Origin of the sequence: Prauserella endophytica (genome assembly GCF_005146945.1) — a bacterium.
Lineage (GTDB): Bacteria > Actinomycetota > Actinomycetes > Mycobacteriales > Pseudonocardiaceae > Prauserella_A > Prauserella_A endophytica.
This window is the reverse complement of sequence record NZ_SWMS01000017.1, coordinates 80,590-97,442: the sequence shown is the minus strand read 5'-3', so window position 1 is coordinate 97,442 and position 16,853 is coordinate 80,590. Positions and strand designations below refer to the sequence as shown.

Below are 16,853 nucleotides of genomic sequence, written 5' to 3'. Positions count from 1 at the left end.
TCAGTCAGGCCTGCCGGCCCGTGGCGGGGGCGACGTCAGGGAACCCCTCGAGCACCGCGATCTTCGTCAACACGTGCAGCCGGTCCGGACGCGGCACGGTGGGGTCGAGCTGCTGGTAGACGTTGAGCACGTTCTGCGCGAGTCGCCCGGACTCGGGGAGCTCGGCGAACTCACCGAGGTCGATTGAGTCGATCGCGGCGTCGACGTCGAGCCCCTCCTCGTAACGTCGGCGCGCCTCCTCCTCGACGAAAACCAGGTACTCGCGCATCCGGGCCACCTCTGTCTTGCCGCTGACGGGGCCATGGCCGGGGACGACGGTCGTGACGTCCATGTTCAGGATCAGGTCGAGCGCCGCAATCCACCGTTCGATGGGCCCGGCCCATGCGATCGGGGTCCCGCCGACGAACACGATGTCGCCGGCGTAGAGCAGGCGCGCGTCGGGGACGTGCACGAGCGCGTCGCCGGGGGTGTGCGCCGGTCCGACCTGGATCAGTCGGACCTCCCGTCCGCCGACGTCGATGCTCTCCTCGCCGGTGAACGTCCGATCGGGGCCGGTCGCGGTAATGCCCTCCAAGTCGAACGGGCCGAACACGTGCCGGGCGAAGTCCCCGAGCGGCCCGTCCGCTCGCTTGACGGCCATGATGGCGTCGGCAGCCTCCTGGGTCATCAGTTCGGCCGCCGCCTCGGAGGCGATGATCTCCACGCCGCGCGCGGCCAGCAGCTCGTTGCCGAAGGTGTGGTCCGGGTCGGAGTGGGTGTTCACCAGGGTCTGCAGCGGGTGGCCGGTGACGACCGGCTCGATTCCGTCGAGCATTTCGCGGGTCAGTGCGAGGTCGAACAAGGTGTCGACCAGGAGAGAGGTACCGGAGCCGGTGACGATCCCGGCGTTGCTCCAGCCCCAGCTACCGTCTGGCTGCAGCCAGGCGTGGCAGCCCTGTCCGAGGTCGTGGAGGCCTTTTCGGTAGTCGAGTGCGCTCACGGGCGTTCCTTTCCGGTGGCTGTCGGGATGGCGGTGCGGCGCAGCTGGTAGCGCTGGATCTTCCCGCTGGGGGTGCGAGGGAGGGCATCGGTGGCGTATACCCGGCGCGGGTACAGGTGGGCGCCGAGCTCGCTCCGCACCAGCTGCCGCAGTTCCGTGGTGAGGGTCTCTCCAGCCTCGGCTCCGTCCCGCAGCACGACGTGCGCTACGAGGACCTCACCGCGTAGCTCGTCCGGCTCCCCCACGACGGCGGCTTCGAGCACCGCGGGATGGCGGGCCAGCACACTTTCCACCTCGAACGGTCCGATCCGGTAGCCGGCCATGAGGATGATGTCGTCGTCGCGGGAGCCGAAGATCAGCCGGCCGTCCTCGGCCCGGGTCGCGACATCCCCGGTGAGGTACCAGCGGCCGTCGGCAGTGAACCGCTCGGCCGTGCGGTCGGGGACGCCTGCCCGCCCGGTGTCGCGGTAGCCGGTGAAGGGCATGAGTGGGCTGCGGGTGATGTCGACCGCGACCCGGCCGGTCCGTCCGGCTGGAACGGGGACGTCGTGCTCGAGGTCGAGGATGTCGACCGTCCAGCCTGGCAGGGGGCGGCCCATGGAGCCGGGCACCGGGGCGCTGACGAGGTCGGGGTGCCAGGCGTCGGCGACCATCATGCCGGTCTCGGTCTGGCCGTAGTGGTCGCGGACGGGCAGCCCGAGCTCGCGCTCGGCCCACTCGACGATGTCCGGGGTCAGCGGTTCGCCGGCCGACGAGCAGCGTCGCAGGCGCAGCCCGTCCGGCACCGTCAGCCCGGCCGAGCGTAACGCTCGGTAAACGGTCGGGCCTGCGGCGAAGTTGGTGACGCCGAACCGGGCGAGCACGTTCCAGGTGAGTTCCGGGGAGAACCCAGATCGCAGCAGCAGGCTGCGGCGGCCGGTGGCGAGCGGCCCGAGAATCGCGTGGTAGAGGCCGTAGGCCCAGCCGGGGTCGGCGGCGTTCCAGAACACGTCGTCGTCGGTGTGGCGCAGCGCGTAGTCCTGGTAGACATGCATCGCGGCCAGAGCCCGGATCGGAACCGGGACCGCCTTCGGTGTGCCCGTGGTGCCGGAGGTGAACAGCTCGATCAGGATGCCGGCACCGCCGACGGGGACCGGCTCGGCGGGCGGTGCGACGAGCAGGTCCGCCCACGCCGTGTCGCTGCCGGACACCGGTCCAGTGGTCACGATGACACCGGTGCTCCCGTCGAGCTTGGCCCGTTGGTCCGGGTCGGCGACCACGAACCGGGCCCCGCTCGCGGCGGTTCGCAGCGCGATCGCGGGCGGCGCGAACGCGGTGAACAGTGGCACGTGGACCGCTCCGAGCCGCCAGATCGCCAGCAGCGTGGTGACCAGCTCGGCGGAGCGGCCCATCAGTGTCGCGACTCGGTCACCGGCCGAGACGCCGAGCCGGGCCAGGCCGCCGGCCAGCCGGCCTGCGGCATCGTCCAGCTCCCCGAAGGTGAGGTTCGTGCTGGTCAGGTCGGGGTCGACGACGGTGAATGCGACCGCGTCGGGCGGGTGCCTGCGGCACAGCAGGTGTGTCGCGTCAGCATCCGGTGCGCCGTAGGCCGCGATGAGCTCCGCCACGGCCGGGGGGACCGTGTGGGGGCTGGTTGTCATGGTCTCTCCGTACGTCTCAGTCGAGTGGGTCTCCGTGCTCGTCGAGCACCTCGATCACGGCGAGCGGGCAGGCATCGCGGGCTTCGATCACCTCGTCGAGCCGGGCCGTCCCCGGCCGGGCGTCGCGCAACTCGACCCGGCCGTCGGCGTCGAGGGCGAACACATCGGGAGCGACCCTCAGACAGGCCTCGCTGCCCGCGCAGTGCTCTGGATGGACGACGACGTGTGGCTCGGTCACAGGATCACCGGCCTGGTCTCCCAGCCGCGAGCGACCGAGTTCGTCGTGCGTCGCACGGCTGGCGTGGCGCCGGGACGGACGTCCGGGAAGTCGCGCACGATGCTTTCGAACACGACCTGTCCTTCCAGGCGGGCGAGCGGGGCCCCGACGCAGAAGTGCACCCCGTGGAAGAAGGCCAGGTGCTTGTTGTCCTCACGCGGCAGCAGGAAGGTGTCGGGGCGCTCGAACCGGCGCGGGTCGCGGTCGGCCGCGGCGGGGCTGGGGAACAGCAGCGTGCCGGCGGGCAGCGTGTGTTCGCCGAGCCGGACATCGGTGGTCGTCTTCCGGATCACCAGGTGCAGCGGCGGGTCGATGCGCAGCATCTCCTCGATCGCCGCTGGGAGCAGCGAGGGGTCCGTCCGCACCCGGTGGTGGACGTCGGGGTTGTCGAACAGCAGGGTCAGTCCCGACCCGATCAGCGTCGTCGTCGTCTCGTTGCCGGCGACCAGGAGCAGCGCGAGCTGGGCGAGCAGCTCGATGTCGCTGAGGGTGTCACCGCTGATCGTCTCGGTGTGCACGAGCGTGCTGATCAGATCGTCGCGGGGTTCCGCCCGGCGGGCGGTCACCAGTTCCCCGAGGTAATCGAACAGCTCCAGCGATGTCGCGATCGCCCGGTCCCGCCGTTCCCCCTGGACAACCGGGTCGAACGTCGAGGCGTAGGCATAGGACCACTCGCGGAACCGGGGCCGCATCTCGTCCGGTACGCCGAGGATCGCCGCGATCACCGCGACCGGTACGTCCGCAGCGAAGCCGGGCATGATGTCGAATTCCTCGCCGCGCGGGTAGCGCTCGATGAGCTCCGCGGTGACCCGCTCGACGAGCGGCCGCCACCGTTGCACCCCCTGCACGGTGAAGGCGTGGCGGAACGTTGAGCGGATGCGGGTGTGGACCGGCGGGTCGGCGAACATGAACAGCCGCGATGCCGCGTCGAGGAAGCGCAGGTGCTCGGGGTTGTCCGGGTCGTGTGTGCTCGGCGCGGAGTCGTAGAAGACGTCGCTGGAGTAGGTCTTCGGGTCGGCGCCGATTCGCCGGACGTCGTCGTAGCGTGTGACGACATAGGCGTGCAGCGTGTCCGACCAGTGGATCCCGTCCCCGGTCTCACGGAGCTCGGCGTAGACCGGGTACGGGTCGGCGACTTGCCCGACGAACAGCGACTCGACGAGGTTCGACGTGGGATCGGCGGGCGGTGGCGAGATTGCGGACATAGTGTCCTCCTCGTTGGGGACGTCGGGGAACGGGCTCAGAACCCGGTCCGCAGGGGTGTCACCGGCTCGGCGGGCCGGACGGTCTGACGGGTCTCACCCAGTGCGGGTGCGGACAGCACGACGGTGTCCCCAGGGGTCAGCCAGCCGGTGAAGACCGCCGGGTCGGGGGTGTCGACGTGCTCGAGCAGGCAGCCGCCGGGGATGGTTCCGGAGCCGATCACGTCACCGGGTCGCAGCTCGGTGCCCCTGGACAGGAACGCCAGCAGCTCGCCGTAACTCCAGTCGGCCGTGGCCAGTGAGCCGCGAGCGACCTCCCGGCCGTTGACCGCGGCGCACACCTCGATGTCCAGCCGGCCGTCACGCCGGTACGATTCGAGCTCGTCGGCGGTGACGAGTGCAGGTCCCAGGGTGATGGCGTTGTCCTTCGACTTGCCCATCCCGATGCCCTGTGCCATGTCGCGAACCTGGTGGTCGCGGGCGGTCCAGTCGTTGAAGAACATGTAGCCGGCGATGTGCTGTTCGGCGGTGTCCGGGTGTAGGTCCCGGCCGCCCCGGCCGACGACCGCGCCGATCTCGAGCTCGAAGTCGAACCAGTTCGACCCGGGTGCGATCGGCACGTCGTCGTACGGCCCGACGACCGCGGCCGGATTCCCGAAGTAGAAGGCCGGCGTCTGCGACCACGCCGGATGCAGGTCCTCGGTCCGGCCGAGCGCGCGGTAACAGCCACGTAGGTGATCAAGAAAGCACAGGCCGTCGCGGATCGAGGGCGGGCGCGGAATCGGGGCGAGCAGCCGAACCCCGTGCAGCGGCCGAACCTCGGCGGGGTCCCTGCGCACCGCCGCGCCCGCCTCGGCCAGCCGTTCCCCGCCGTCGCCGAGCAGCGACAGGAGCGTGACGCCCGCGGCAAGCCCGCGCACCGTGTCACCGTCGACGAGGCCGGTGCGTGGCCCGTCCCCAGCCTCGTAGGTCACCCATCTCATCTGGAGCCTCCTTGTCGCGGGTCGCCGGCGACCCGCGCCGAACCCTGGTTCTGGGACAGTCGGTTCTGGAGCGTCTCGGTACGGAGCACGTCCTTGCGGACCTTCCCGACCGAGGTCCGCGGCAGGTCATCGCACAGGACGACCAGGCTGGGAACCTTGAACCGGGCGAGCCGTTCCGCGCACCACGCGACAAGGTCGTCCGGACATGGCGTCCGTCCGCCCTGGGTGACGACGTGGGCGACGATCGCCTCATCGAACAGCGGGTCCGGGATGCCGTGCACGGCGGCGTCGGCGACGTCCGGGTGTTCCAGCAACACCCGCTCCACCTCAGTCGCCGCGACATTCTCGCCGGACCGCTTGATCATGTCCTTGGCCCGGTCGACGAAGTAGGCCATGCCCTGCTCGTCGAGCCGGACGAGGTCGCCCGTGCACAGCCAGCCGTCCCGCAGCAACGGCGTGACTCCCTCGGGGTCGCTTGCGCCCGGCGCCGTGTCGTAGCCCTCGGCGAGATCGACTCCCGGAGTCCCGGCGACCTGCAGCTCTCCCGGCGTCCCGACCGGCACCGGATGCCCGGACTGGTCGACGACCCGGGTGCGTACACCCGGCAGCGGCAGGCCGATCGAGTCCCGGCGGCGCCGCTCGTCGAGGGGGTTGACGAACGGCGGCAACACTGTCTCGGTCATGCCGTAGAGCTGCACGAGCGGGACGTCGAACCGAGACTCGAACTCCGCTCCCTCGGCATCGGAGAGATTCTGTGCGAACAGGACGAGCCGCAGGTCGTTCCGGGCGTCCTCCGGGCCCGGTTCGGCACGAGCCAGCACGAGCCGGATCGGGGCGGCGAACAGGCTGGCCAGGGTGGCGCCGAGGATGCGGGCCTGGCGGGGCCAGCGGCTCGCCGAGAAGCGCGCCGTCAGCGCGACGGAACCGCCCGCGGTCAGAGCCGACATCAGGCAGTAGTACTGCGCGTTGGCGTGAAATAGCGGCAGGGTGACCAGCCAGCGGTCGTCGGGGCCGACGCCGAGGTGGTCCCGCAGTGCCGCACCGACCCGCAGGTAGTTGGCGTGGGTGACACGGACGCCCTTCGGCCGGCTGGTGGTGCCGGAGGTGAACAGGATCGCGGCAGGCCCGGCACCGGTCCGCGCCGCGGCCGGCGGTGCGGCGTGCGGCGCGATTGCGATCTCCTCGGCGGTGAGCACCGGGATCCCGGTCGCCGCCGCGGCCACGACGTCCCGGACGCCTGGGTCGGTCACCGAAAGGACGGCTCGCGCGTCTTCGACCTGCTGAGCAACCTCGGCCGGGGTGGACAGCGGGTTGACCGGGACCACAGTGGCACCGAGCGCGGCGCATCCGAAGAGGACGTCGAGAAACTCCGGCCGGTTGGCCGTCATCAGATGCACCCGGTCGCCGACGCGGACCCCGCGACCGGCGAGCAGCGCCGCGACCGCCGTCGCACGCGCAAGCTGTGCTCCGTAGCTGCGCCGGGTCACCGCTCCCGCCTCGTTCTCGAACACCAGGAACGGCGCCTCCGGTGAGGCCGTCGCCTGCCGCTCGAGCAGCGCGAACACGCTGCTGCCCAGGTCTGTATCCGATGCCACGCCGCACCACCCTTCGACGAATCCGTACTCAAGTACAAGTTCGTGGCAAGCAACATAGACGGATCCACGCGCTCGAAGCAAGACCCGAGTACAACTTCGCGCGGATGTGCTCTACTTTGGCGAAATGAACCCGTCTGCGGCCCGCGCGTTGCACGTACCCGACAGCACCCTGGATCCGGTCCCGCTCACCCGCCGGACCCGCAAGCGCAATGAGCGCCGGGACCGCGTCTACACGGCCGCGGTCACCCTGTTCACGGAGCACGGTTTCGACGAGACCTCGATGGACGACATCGCTGTCCACTCCGGCCTCGCCCGCACGACGGTCTTCAACCATTTCCCGCGCAAGGCCGCGCTCCTCGACGAGTGGGCGCTGCGCCGCCGGCAGCGGGCGGCCGCCGCACTCGGTGACGTCGACCCGAAACGGCGCTCGCTGCCGGAGCTGCTCGGGGACTACTTCGGGGCGCTCGCCAAACTCAACGCCGAGACCCGCGAAGAGACGAAAGCCCTGATGCCGCCGTCCCTGAAGAACAGCAACACGCTACTGGGACACTCACTTGGCAGTGAGCTCGCGAACCTCATCACCGCGAACGGTGCCCGACTCCGCGGCTCGGCCGACCCGGCGCAGGTCGGACACCTGCTTGCACTGGGCTACTACTCCGCCGTCGTCCGCTGGATCCACCACGAGCCACCGCAATTCGCACTGGACCGAGAGCTCGCGGCGCTCGTCGATACCGTGCTGTCGGGAGCATTGGCTGACTGACCCCAACAGGTGACACATCTTTCCGGACCGGCTGATTCCTCCGGCAACCGCGAAATCTGCCAAGCCTCGTCGTTCACTCGAGAGACGGCCAGAACGCTCGCTCCACCCGCACGGCCGCGACACTGCATGAAGGGCGCGGCTGACAGGAAACGCATTGTTCCGCAGGACGGCGTGGCTGTGGCGACCGGGGATTCGATGGGACCGAATGCGACAACCCCCCGCCTGACTACGGGAACATGCACAGAACTACCCTTCACCGCGCACGGAGTGGCGCATTCGTCCGCGATCGAGTCCATATACTCCGAGCCATCAACTCGTCCAAGATAGCGCGGCGTGAGGAAATTTCGGAGATGATCGATTAGGGCCACAAATACAAGGCGGCGGCCGTGCAGGCCGAACCGGCCTGGTTCGATGCGGACCAGAATATTGACAAGCTGAGTCGTTGGTTTCTGAGGCCGCCGCTAAAGGAGCCGCGATCCTCGCCTTCTCGGATGCCTTCTGCCCGGGTAGGGCATCATAATGCGATAACTGTGCAGTGTGGACAGTCAGAGCTTTCTCACTCATTCACCTCACATCATCGGTCGGCGTTCTCCGACCATTTAACAAACAGGCGTGTCTGTTTGCCAATGGTGCCAGCTCGCAACCCCACCGCTGCACACCGGGCTGGCTTCGACAACATCGACTTCCAGCTGCGCAAAGTCGCACAAGAGGCCGGGCGCACTTCGACAGTCGTACCGCCGCCGAACAACGGCTCGACCTTGGCCTGCGCAACGTCACACGCAAGGGCCCCTCGGCAGCGGGGCCACGCAATCGCCGCCGAGCGCCCGTCCCGACGACGGTGTTCGCCGTCGTAGCCCACGGAGGCGAGAAGGTCGCAGCCGTGCTGGCCGAGAGTGTGGGCGGAGCCGTGCGCAGTGGCGGACGGGCGCCGTTGAGGTGACACGAAACGCGATCTGTTCCAGCGGCCCTACCGTGGGATGATCGACTGCGGCTCACCGTCCGTCCCTGAGCTACCGCAGCTCCGTAGGTTCCTCATTGGAGAGGAACGCCTCCACGCTGAAGTAGCTCCGTCGGCCTCACGGATGCGTCTCGGCAGCTCACGGGCGAGGTACGGGCCAACTGTGGCGGTCGTTCGAAAGCGGGCCCTCGACGAGCCTTGGGCAGCAACGGATCGCAGGACCCATCCTGGCCCGGCCTTGGTCTCAGGCGAGTCGCTCGACGATCGTGGCGTTGGCCATTCCCCCTGCTTCGCACATGGTCTGGAGACCGTAGCGCCCCTCTCGGGCATCAAGGACTCCGAGCAGTGTCGTGAGCAGGCGAGTTCCGGAGGCACCGAGGGGATGGCCGAGCGCGATCGCCCCTCCGTGCACGTTGATCCGCTCGGTGTCGGCACCCAGCTCGCTCGCCCACACCAGCGGTACCGGCGCGAACGCCTCGTTGACCTCGTAGACGTCAATGTCTCGCAGGTCGAGTCCGGCCCGATCCAGCACCGCGCGGGTGGCGGGGACCGGGCCGGTCAGCATGAGAAGGGGATCGTCGCCGACCACCGAGGCGGCACGGATGCGCGCTCGCGGAGCCAGTCCGAGCGCTCGGGCACGGTCCGGTGCGGCGAGCAGAACCGCGGACGCGCCATCGCTGATCGGCGACGAGTTGCCCGCGGTGATCCGCCATTCGATCTCCGGAAACCGGGCAGCGGCGGCGTCGTCATGGAAAGCGGGCGGCAGTTCGGCGAGCCGATCCGTGGTCGTCCCGGGCCGGAGGGTCTCGTCCGTGCCGAGGTGAATGCCCGGCACCTCGATCACCTCGTTCCAGAACGCACCGGCCGCCCACGCGGCGCTGGCCTTGTGGTGGGACGCCGCACTGAAGGCGTCCAGTTCCGCGCGCTCCAGCTTCCATCGCGCGGCCAGCAGCTCCGCGGAGACTCCCTGATGGACAAGGCCGTCCCGGTAACGGTCGCGCAGCCGGGCTCCGAGATCCGCGGGTCGCGAGCTGCCAAGGGTAATCCTGCTCATAGACTCGACTCCGGCGGCCACGACGAGGCCCTGCGCACCAGCGGCGATGGTGTACGCGGCGAAGTCGACAGCCTGCTGGCTCGACCCGCACTGCCGGTTCACCGTGGTGCCCGGCACCGATTCGGGGAACCCCGCGGCCAGCACCGCGTTGCGCGCGATGTTCCCGGATTGATCTCCGACCTGCTGGACGCATCCGACGACGACATCATCGATGCGGCCGGGATCGACGCCCGTGCGCTCGACCAGCGCGGCGAGTGTCCCGGCGAGCAGGTCGATCGGATGGACCTTCGCGAGCGCACCGTCGGGTCGGCCACGGCCGGAGCGGGTGCGCACGGCGTCGACGATCCATACCTCTGCGTTCATCATGCCGTCCTCGCGGTTGTCGCGGCCGGGCGGACCTGCGGTTGTGGATGGGTGGGCCGAGCATTCTCGGTCGCCTGCAGGAGCGCGTGAACGGCGTCGTTGACCGGCGTGGGCACCCCGTGCCGGAGTCCGAGCGCGCACACCGTCCCGTTGAACAGCGCGTGCTCGGTCGGCCGCCCTGCGAGTCGGTCGTAGAGCATCGACGTGCCGTCCTCCGGGGCGAACCGGTCGTAGAAGTCGAGCGTCGCGCGGACGTCGTCGTGGCCGAGTGCCGCGCCCTCGGCGCGGCCGACCTCGACCGTCTCGGTGAGCAATGTACTGGCGAGCTGACGGACCTGCGGCTCGCGCAGGACTTCCATTCGCCGGCCGGTCAGTGCCGTCACCGCGTTCGCCGCGACGTTCGTCAGCAGTTTGCGCCACGCGGCGGTGCGGAAGTCGAGTTCGAGCCGGACATCGATCCCCTCGGGGGCAAGGGCCGCGGCCCGTTCCCCTGCCGGGCAGGCGGGTACCACCAGGTGCGCCCCGCGGCGGTGCCGTGCGCGGTTGGGCCCGGTCCGTTCGGCGGCGACGTAAACGAGGGCCGGCAGTACGTCGGCGGGACCGGCGAGTCCACCCACCCGTTCGACGTGGTCGATTCCGTTCTGGCAGACCAGCAGAGTGGTTCCCTGGTGGCACGCCCGGGACAGCCACGGGGCCGCGGAGGTGGTGTCCTGTGCCTTGGTGCAGAGCAGCACCCAGTCCGAGCCGGTCACCGTCGCCGGGTCCGTACGGACCCGGACGGCGGGAGCCCGCACCACGCCGTCACGTTCGACGGCGAGCGGGGCCGAGGTCCGGCTGCAGGCGACGACGTCGTGTCCTGCGTCGGACATAGCGGCCGCCAGCACGACTCCGACAGCTCCGGCTCCGACGACGGTGACCGTGCTCATTCGGCGTCGGCCCTCGTTCCCGGATGCGCGACCGTGGACACGAACGCCTCCCGCTCGGCCCTGGAGCGTTCCCTCCAGCCGAACACGGCGACGAGGGTGACCACGCAGCCGAGCAGCATGTACACGCTCACCGACAGCGACGTGCCGGTGCGCTCCAGCAGCCAGGCCGCCACGAGTGGCGCGAACCCTCCGCCAACCACCGCACCGATCGCGTAGGCCAGCGATGAGCCGCTGTAGCGGATCTCCGGTGGGAACAGCTCGGCGTAGGCCGCCGCCTGCGGACCGTAGGTCAGGCCGAGGCCGATGGCGAGTCCGAACACCGACACCAGCATCCAGCCCAGCGAACCGGTGTCGAGCAGCAGAAACATCGGGAAGGTCCAGGCCCCCATCGCAAGCGTGCCGAAGAGGTAGGTCCGCCGACGCCCGAGCCGGTCCGACCAGCGCGCCCCGACAACTGTCCACAATGCCCAGGAGAGCGCTCCCACCGTGCCGACGAGCAGCATTTGGCGTCGGCTCATCCCCAGTGCGGTCGTCCCGTAGGTGCCGATGAAGGCGATCATGATGTAGCCGCAGAGGTTCACACCGACGAAGAGCCCGACGGCCACGAGCAGTGCGCGCCGGTGTTCGCGGAGCAGCACCGCCAGCGGAGCGCGCCGCCGCGCGTTGCTGCGGCGGACCTGCTGGAACACCGGGCTCTCCTCGACGCCGGAGCGCACGACGAAGCCGATGGCGATGAGGACGATGCTCCCCAGGAACGGGATGCGCCAGCCCCACGCCACGAACTGCTCGGGGGTGGTCGCCGCCGCCGCGACCAGCAGGGCGACGTTGGCCAGCACCAGCCCGAAAGAAGCACCGAGCTGCGGGAACGACCCGTAGAACCCGCGCCTGCCCGGTGGCGCGTACTCGACGGCGAGCAGCGCCGCCCCGCCCCACTCGCCACCCGCGGACAGGCCCTGCAGGAATCGGAACACCACGAGCAGGATCGGCGCAGCGGCGCCGATCGTGGCGTACCCGGGCAGCAGGCCGATCGCCGTCGTCGATGCGCCCATCAGGATGAGGGTCGCCACGAGCATGGCCTTGCGACCGATCCGATCACCCAGATGGCCCGCGATGATGCCGCCCAGCGGACGTGCGAAGAAACTGACTCCGATCGTCGCGAACGAGGCGAGCACGGCTGAGGAGGTCGCCAACTCCGGGAAGAACAGTTGTCCGAAGACCAGACCGGCAGCCGCTGCGTAGATCAAGAAGTCGTACCACTCGATCGTGGTGCCGACGAGACTCGCCCACGCCGCGCGGCGGATCTGGCGCGGCTCGGGAACGGGGGCGGCGGAGGTGCTCACGGTGTCGACGGGAGGTCGGTCAGGCGCGTGGGTCATCGTTGATCCTCTCGAACGCGCGGGGCGGGTGGGCTCTCTACTGGTTCTGCTGGTTTTGCTGGTTCTGTTACTGCAGGACGTCCGGCTGCTCGTGCACGATCTGCTGGTAGAGCGGTTGGAAGCTGAACCACGCCGCCCGCGGCGTGCCCATCGTGTCGCGCACCGCGCGGGCGTCCTCGGGGTCGGCGGGGACCGGGTCGCCTGCCGCTTCGGCGAGCAGCTGCACGTGGGCGCTGTGCTCGAAGGCGATGAACCACCACGCGGCCTCGTCGACGGTCCGGCCGACCGTGACGATCCCGTGGTTGCGCAGCACGGCCGCGCGATGCGGGCCGAGGTTCTGTGCGATGGTCTTGGCCTTGAGCTCCTCGAGCGTGACCCCCGTGTGATCGGTGTGGAGCACGTGGTCCTCGAAGAACATGCATCCCTCGTTGGTCAGGGGAAGCAGGGGCCGGTCGAGCGCGGACCATGTCGTGCCGTAGACGCTGTGAGCGTGCGCCGCGGCGACGACATCGGGCCGGGCGGCGTGGATCTCCGAGTGAATCCGAAACGCCGCGGTGTTGAGGATCCCCTCGCCCTCGACCACGACGCCGTCGTGGTCCACGAGGATCAGGTCACTTGCCCTGATCTGCCCGAAATGCATCCCGAAGGGGTTCACCCAGAAGCGGTCGGAGAACTCGGGGTCCCTGGCCGTGATGTGGCCTGCGACGCCCATGTCGAACCCGTGCTTGGCGAACGCCCTCAGCGCGACCGCGAGCCGCTGCTTGCGGTCGCGGCGTTCGTCGGCGACAGAGGCGAAGGCCGGCGGTTCTGCGAACACCATCGTGCGTGGAACATCAGACATGACAGCTCCTTCGAGGAGTCGAGTGTTCAGTGGACGACACCGGTCAGCCGCCGAGGCCCATCCCGCCGGAGACCCCGAGGGTCTCGGCGGTGACATAGGACGCCTCGGGTGAGGCGAGGAAGCAAACCCCGGCGGCGATTTCCTCCGCCGTTCCGAGCCTGCCGAGCTGAGTACCAGCGATCATCGCGGTGAGCATGCGCTCGCCGTGCGGGCCGCTGTCCCGGATCGCCTGCACCATCGGTGTTTCGGTCGGGCCGGGGGCTACGCAGTTGACGGTGATGCCGTAGCGGGCGTTCTCCCTGGCGATCGACTTGCCGAATCCGATGACGGCCGCTTTCGCCGCCGCGTAGACAGCATTGCCCTTGGAGCCGATTCGCCCCGCCTCCGAGGTGACCGTGACGATGCGGCCGTAGCGGGCCTGTTGCATCGCGGGAAGCACCGCCCGGGTGCAGGCGAGCACCCCTTCCACGTTGACAGCCAGTACGTGCCGCCACCGTTGCGGGGTGGTCTCGGTGAACCAGCCGAAGTCGTCGCACCCGGCGTTGTTGACCAGGATGTCGTACGTCCCTGCCCCGAGCAGTTCCTGTACGGCATCCGGGTCGGTGACATCGAGCGGCGCCGACCGGGCGCCGATCGCAGCCGCGGTCCGCGCCGCGGCGGCACCATCGAGATCGGTGACCAGGACATCGACGCCGTCCTTCGCCAGCCGCGCCGCGACAGCCGCGCCGATCCCGCGCGCCGCTCCCGTCACGACGGCCCGCCGCCGTGTGGCCGAGGCGGTCATCGGCCCGTGAACACGGGGGCCCGGTGCTCCAGCACCGCGGCAAGACCCTCGCGTGCGTCAGCACTGCCGGACAGCTCGGAGACGGTCCGGGCCTCATCGGGCAGTGCGTCCTCGACCGACCGTCCCACACCGTCCCACAACAGCCGCTTCGTCGCCGCGATCGCACGGGGGGCGCCAGCGGCCAGCGTGCGGGCGAGCTCCTCGGCGCGCTGTTCGAGCTCTCCGTCGGGGACGACCTCGGTGACGAGACCGAGTTCGTAGGCATCCTTCGCGGTGAGCCGGGGGTTGGTGAGAATGATGCGCATGGCCTGCCGGAGGCCGACGATGCGGCTCAGCGTCACGGTCGTGCCCGCGTCCGGGGCCATGCCGACGTTCGTCGCGGCCGGTAGGAACCGGGCGCTCTCCCCCGCGACGACGAAGTCCGCCGCGCACACGAGACCGAAGCCTCCCCCGCCCGCGGCGAATCCCTGGACTCTGGCCACAACGGGCGCCGGGAGGCGGATCATCGCCGAGACCGAGATCTGCAGCCAGGAGGTCACCTCGCGCAGGTGCTCGGGAAGGGCTTCGCCGTGCGAGGCGAAGTCCTTGACGTCGCCGCCGCCGCTGAAGTGGCGGCCGTTTCCGCTGATCACCAGCGCTCGGAGATCCGACCGCCGGTGGCAGGCCATGAGCGCGTCGTACAGCGCGCGCAGCAGCCCCACCGTCATGCCGTTGGCCGCGTCAGGACGGTTCATGCGCAGGTCGGCGACGCCGTCGCGGATGTCGAGCAGGACGTCACCGCTGTCGATAAGGGAGGTCATCGGCTCCTGGCCTTCCGGTCGGTGAAGGCGGCGAAGGCGGCATGCCCCTCGGCCTCCAGGTGGTCGAGTACGTGCTCGGTCTCCATGTCCAGTCCCGCGTCAAGTGAGTGGGCGAGTGCCTGGTTCACGAGTTGCTTGCTGCGTGCCATGGCCGGAGCGGGATTCGCCAGGAGGAGGTCGACGACTTCCTCGACGGTCCGGTCGAGTTCCCCCGGCTCCGCCACGCGGTAGGCGAGGCCCCACTCGACGGCCTGCCTGCCGCCGATCACCTCGCCGGTGAGGATCAGGCCCATCGCTCGCTGGCGGCCGACGATCCGCGGCAGTCGCTGGGTCGACCCCCCGCCGGGTACCTGGCCGTACCGGCAGTGGATGTCGGCGATCCGTGCGTCCGCGCTGACCACGGCCAGGTCGCAGGCCTGCACCAGCTCGAAGCCACCGGCCACGGCGTGACCGTGCACCGCGGCGACCACCGGTACCGGCACGGAGCTGATCGCCCGGCACGCGTCGCGGAAAGCACCGAACAGCTCGGCGGTGGCGTCCCGCCCCCTGGCGTGCAGCGCGGCGAGTGCGCCGACGTCGCCGCCCGCGCAGAAGTCGGGGCCCGCCCCGCTCAGGACAAGGACGCGAGCACGGGCCGCGAGGGAGGTGACGGCCTCGGCCAGCTCCCGCGCAAGACCGATCGTGACCGCGTTGCGTTCGGCAGGACGGTCGAGGACGACGTGGCCGACCTGGCCGCGCAGCTCGCGCCGGACGGTCACCGGACGGCCGGTTCGGAGGAGATCGGTGTGCCGGGCAACCGGCCGGCGACGGCGGGGGCCACGTCGGCGAACTCGGCGAGGCCGAGCACACGCCGTGCTTTCCCCTCGTAACGGGGCAGCTCCCCTGCCCTGGCCGCCACGACGGGAAGCCGGATTCCCAGACGGTCCCGCAGGCGGGACTCGAGCTCGAACGGTGTGCCGGGATCGGCGCCGTCGGCGAGCTCGACCACCACGATCGCCTCGGTGGCCCGCAGACCGTCCGGGTCGCGGTCGACCACCAGCTGCCATCCGACGCCCGTGCCGACGGCGGCACACACGACGTCCTCGACCTGAGAGGGCATGACCAGCGAACCCCGAACCTTGAGCACATCGTCGCTGCGCCCGGAGATCCAACTGATCTTCGGATGGCCCCGACGGCCACAGGGGCAGTCGAAGGAGTCTTCGACCCAGGAGGTGAGGTCACGAGTGCGCCAGCGCAACATCGGGGATGCCTGCCGTTGCAAGGTGGTCACGACCAGCTCCCCACGCACACCGGGTTCGGTGATGCGCTCGTCGGTCTCCGGGTCGAGGATCTCGATCAGATGGTGGTCCGCCCAGACGTGGAAGGCTCCCTGCTCGGCCGCGTGCTCGCAGGTCCCGGCCACGAAGGGCCCACCGAGTTCGGTGGTGCCGTAGGTGTTGTGCGGCCGGAAGCCTGCGGGCATCGCCGCGGCGAGGCGGGACATGGCGGCTGGGCTCATCGTCTCGCCGCCGAAGATCCCTACGCGCAGCTTCCAGTCGGTGCCCGGATCCACGCCCGCCTCCTGGGCACGCTCGATCAGCAGCAGCGCGAAGGTCGGCGTGCAGGAGAGAACGGTGACGCCGAGGTCCCGCAACCGTTCGATGGCAAGCGACGTCCGGCCCGGTCCGGCCGGGAACGTGGTGACGCCGATTTCCTCGAATGCCCGGTCGAGGGAAGAACCCCCGATCCAGAGCCCGTAGCCGTAGCACTGCCAGGCCACGTCGTCGGGACGGACTCCCATCGCGGTCAGGTTCCGGGCACCGAGTTCGCCGATGTTGCGGAGGTCGGAACGGCTGAAGGCGATGTTGCACGGCAGCCCGGTCGTGCCCGTCGTCGCGTTCAGCCGGGCGACCTCGCCCAGCGGCACGGCCTGGATCCCCCAAGGCTGGAGTGCTCGCAGCATGGACTTGTCCAGGCACGGTAGCGCCGTCAGGTCGTCGAGACCGCGGATGTCACCGGGCTCGGCACCCACCCTGGCGAGTGCCTCGCGGTAGTGCGGAACGTTGGTACAGCGTCGGAGTGTGTCCGCCAGCAGGTCGAACTGGAGTAGCTCGATGCGCTCGCGGGGCATGGTCTCGATGTCGGCTGACCAGTAGGTGGTGGTCACGGTCGGGCCCCTTTGCCAAGTATGCGCGGACGCGGAGCGCGTCCAAAAATCAACCGATCGTTCGGATAATAGAATGCACACGCGACCCCCTGCGGTCAAGGCATTGCGACCGTGCACCGCGCGGAAAGGCCGACAAACCGCAATGAGGTCAGCGGTCGTCGCGACTCCC

General features: G+C 69.8%; 15 protein-coding genes. 1 reads left to right on the top strand and 14 read right to left on the bottom strand.

Annotated elements, in window-relative coordinates:
* Window positions 1-4: 4 nt before the first annotated feature.
* The 6 genes from FCN18_RS26660 to FCN18_RS26635 are packed head-to-tail and all read right to left on the bottom strand — an operon-like array spanning window position 5 to window position 6,676.
* On the bottom strand, window positions 5-979 hold the full coding sequence (locus FCN18_RS26660; RefSeq protein ID WP_137096396.1) for an MBL fold metallo-hydrolase: 975 nt from the start codon (window positions 977-979) through the stop codon (window positions 5-7).
* Window positions 976-2,619: an AMP-binding protein gene (locus FCN18_RS26655; protein ID WP_112267973.1), complete on the bottom strand. Its 1,644-nt coding sequence runs from the start codon at window positions 2,617-2,619 to the stop codon at window positions 976-978. Before FCN18_RS26655 ends, FCN18_RS26660 begins: the two co-directional genes overlap by 4 nt.
* Before the next feature lie 16 nt (window positions 2,620-2,635).
* Window positions 2,636-2,857 carry a ferredoxin gene (locus FCN18_RS39225; RefSeq protein WP_158303184.1) on the bottom strand — a complete coding sequence of 74 codons (222 nt, stop codon included), beginning with the start codon at window positions 2,855-2,857 and terminating at the stop codon, window positions 2,636-2,638.
* Window positions 2,854-4,101 (bottom strand): cytochrome P450, encoded by a 1,248-nt coding sequence (locus FCN18_RS26645; RefSeq protein WP_137096395.1) that lies wholly within the window; start codon window positions 4,099-4,101, stop codon window positions 2,854-2,856. Before FCN18_RS26645 ends, FCN18_RS39225 begins: the two co-directional genes overlap by 4 nt.
* Before the next feature lie 35 nt (window positions 4,102-4,136).
* Window positions 4,137-5,081, bottom strand: coding sequence for a fumarylacetoacetate hydrolase family protein (locus tag FCN18_RS26640; RefSeq protein ID WP_137096394.1), 945 nt, complete (start codon window positions 5,079-5,081; stop codon window positions 4,137-4,139).
* A complete protein-coding gene (locus tag FCN18_RS26635; protein WP_137096393.1) occupies window positions 5,078-6,676 on the bottom strand; it encodes an AMP-binding protein in 1,599 nt (532 codons plus the stop codon). Before FCN18_RS26635 ends, FCN18_RS26640 begins: the two co-directional genes overlap by 4 nt.
* A 124-nt stretch (window positions 6,677-6,800) precedes the next feature.
* Here FCN18_RS26635 and FCN18_RS26630 point away from each other — a divergent pair, with 124 nt between their 5' ends.
* Window positions 6,801-7,436 carry a TetR/AcrR family transcriptional regulator gene (locus FCN18_RS26630; RefSeq protein WP_112267982.1) on the top strand — a complete coding sequence of 212 codons (636 nt, stop codon included), beginning with the start codon at window positions 6,801-6,803 and terminating at the stop codon, window positions 7,434-7,436.
* 1,202 nt (window positions 7,437-8,638) lie between these two features.
* Here FCN18_RS26630 and FCN18_RS26625 read toward each other — a convergent pair.
* The 8 genes from FCN18_RS26625 to FCN18_RS26590 all read right to left on the bottom strand — a co-directional run bounded on the left by FCN18_RS26625 (window position 8,639) and on the right by FCN18_RS26590 (window position 16,684).
* The gene (locus FCN18_RS26625) at window positions 8,639-9,811 is read right to left on the bottom strand and encodes a thiolase family protein (RefSeq protein WP_137096392.1); all 1,173 of its coding nucleotides are present in this window, start codon (window positions 9,809-9,811) and stop codon (window positions 8,639-8,641) included.
* A complete protein-coding gene (locus FCN18_RS26620; RefSeq protein WP_137096391.1) occupies window positions 9,811-10,737 on the bottom strand; it encodes a 2-dehydropantoate 2-reductase in 927 nt (308 codons plus the stop codon). The genes FCN18_RS26625 and FCN18_RS26620 overlap by 1 nt, the downstream gene beginning before the upstream one ends.
* The gene (locus FCN18_RS26615) at window positions 10,734-12,113 is read right to left on the bottom strand and encodes an MFS transporter (protein ID WP_137096390.1); all 1,380 of its coding nucleotides are present in this window, start codon (window positions 12,111-12,113) and stop codon (window positions 10,734-10,736) included. The genes FCN18_RS26620 and FCN18_RS26615 overlap by 4 nt, the downstream gene beginning before the upstream one ends.
* A gap of 67 nt (window positions 12,114-12,180) precedes the next feature.
* A complete protein-coding gene (locus FCN18_RS26610) occupies window positions 12,181-12,954 on the bottom strand; it encodes a class II aldolase/adducin family protein (RefSeq protein ID WP_228714145.1) in 774 nt (257 codons plus the stop codon).
* A gap of 43 nt (window positions 12,955-12,997) precedes the next feature.
* Entirely contained in the window at window positions 12,998-13,738 is a 741-nt protein-coding gene (locus tag FCN18_RS26605; protein WP_112267992.1) for an SDR family NAD(P)-dependent oxidoreductase, read from the bottom strand.
* Window positions 13,735-14,538, bottom strand: coding sequence for an enoyl-CoA hydratase/isomerase family protein (locus FCN18_RS26600; RefSeq protein WP_112267994.1), 804 nt, complete (start codon window positions 14,536-14,538; stop codon window positions 13,735-13,737). The genes FCN18_RS26605 and FCN18_RS26600 overlap by 4 nt, the downstream gene beginning before the upstream one ends.
* The gene (locus tag FCN18_RS26595; RefSeq protein ID WP_137096389.1) at window positions 14,535-15,296 is read right to left on the bottom strand and encodes an enoyl-CoA hydratase/isomerase family protein; all 762 of its coding nucleotides are present in this window, start codon (window positions 15,294-15,296) and stop codon (window positions 14,535-14,537) included. The genes FCN18_RS26600 and FCN18_RS26595 overlap by 4 nt, the downstream gene beginning before the upstream one ends.
* On the bottom strand, window positions 15,293-16,684 hold the full coding sequence (locus FCN18_RS26590; RefSeq protein ID WP_112267998.1) for a phenylacetate--CoA ligase family protein: 1,392 nt from the start codon (window positions 16,682-16,684) through the stop codon (window positions 15,293-15,295). The genes FCN18_RS26595 and FCN18_RS26590 overlap by 4 nt, the downstream gene beginning before the upstream one ends.
* Window positions 16,685-16,853 lie beyond the last annotated feature (169 nt).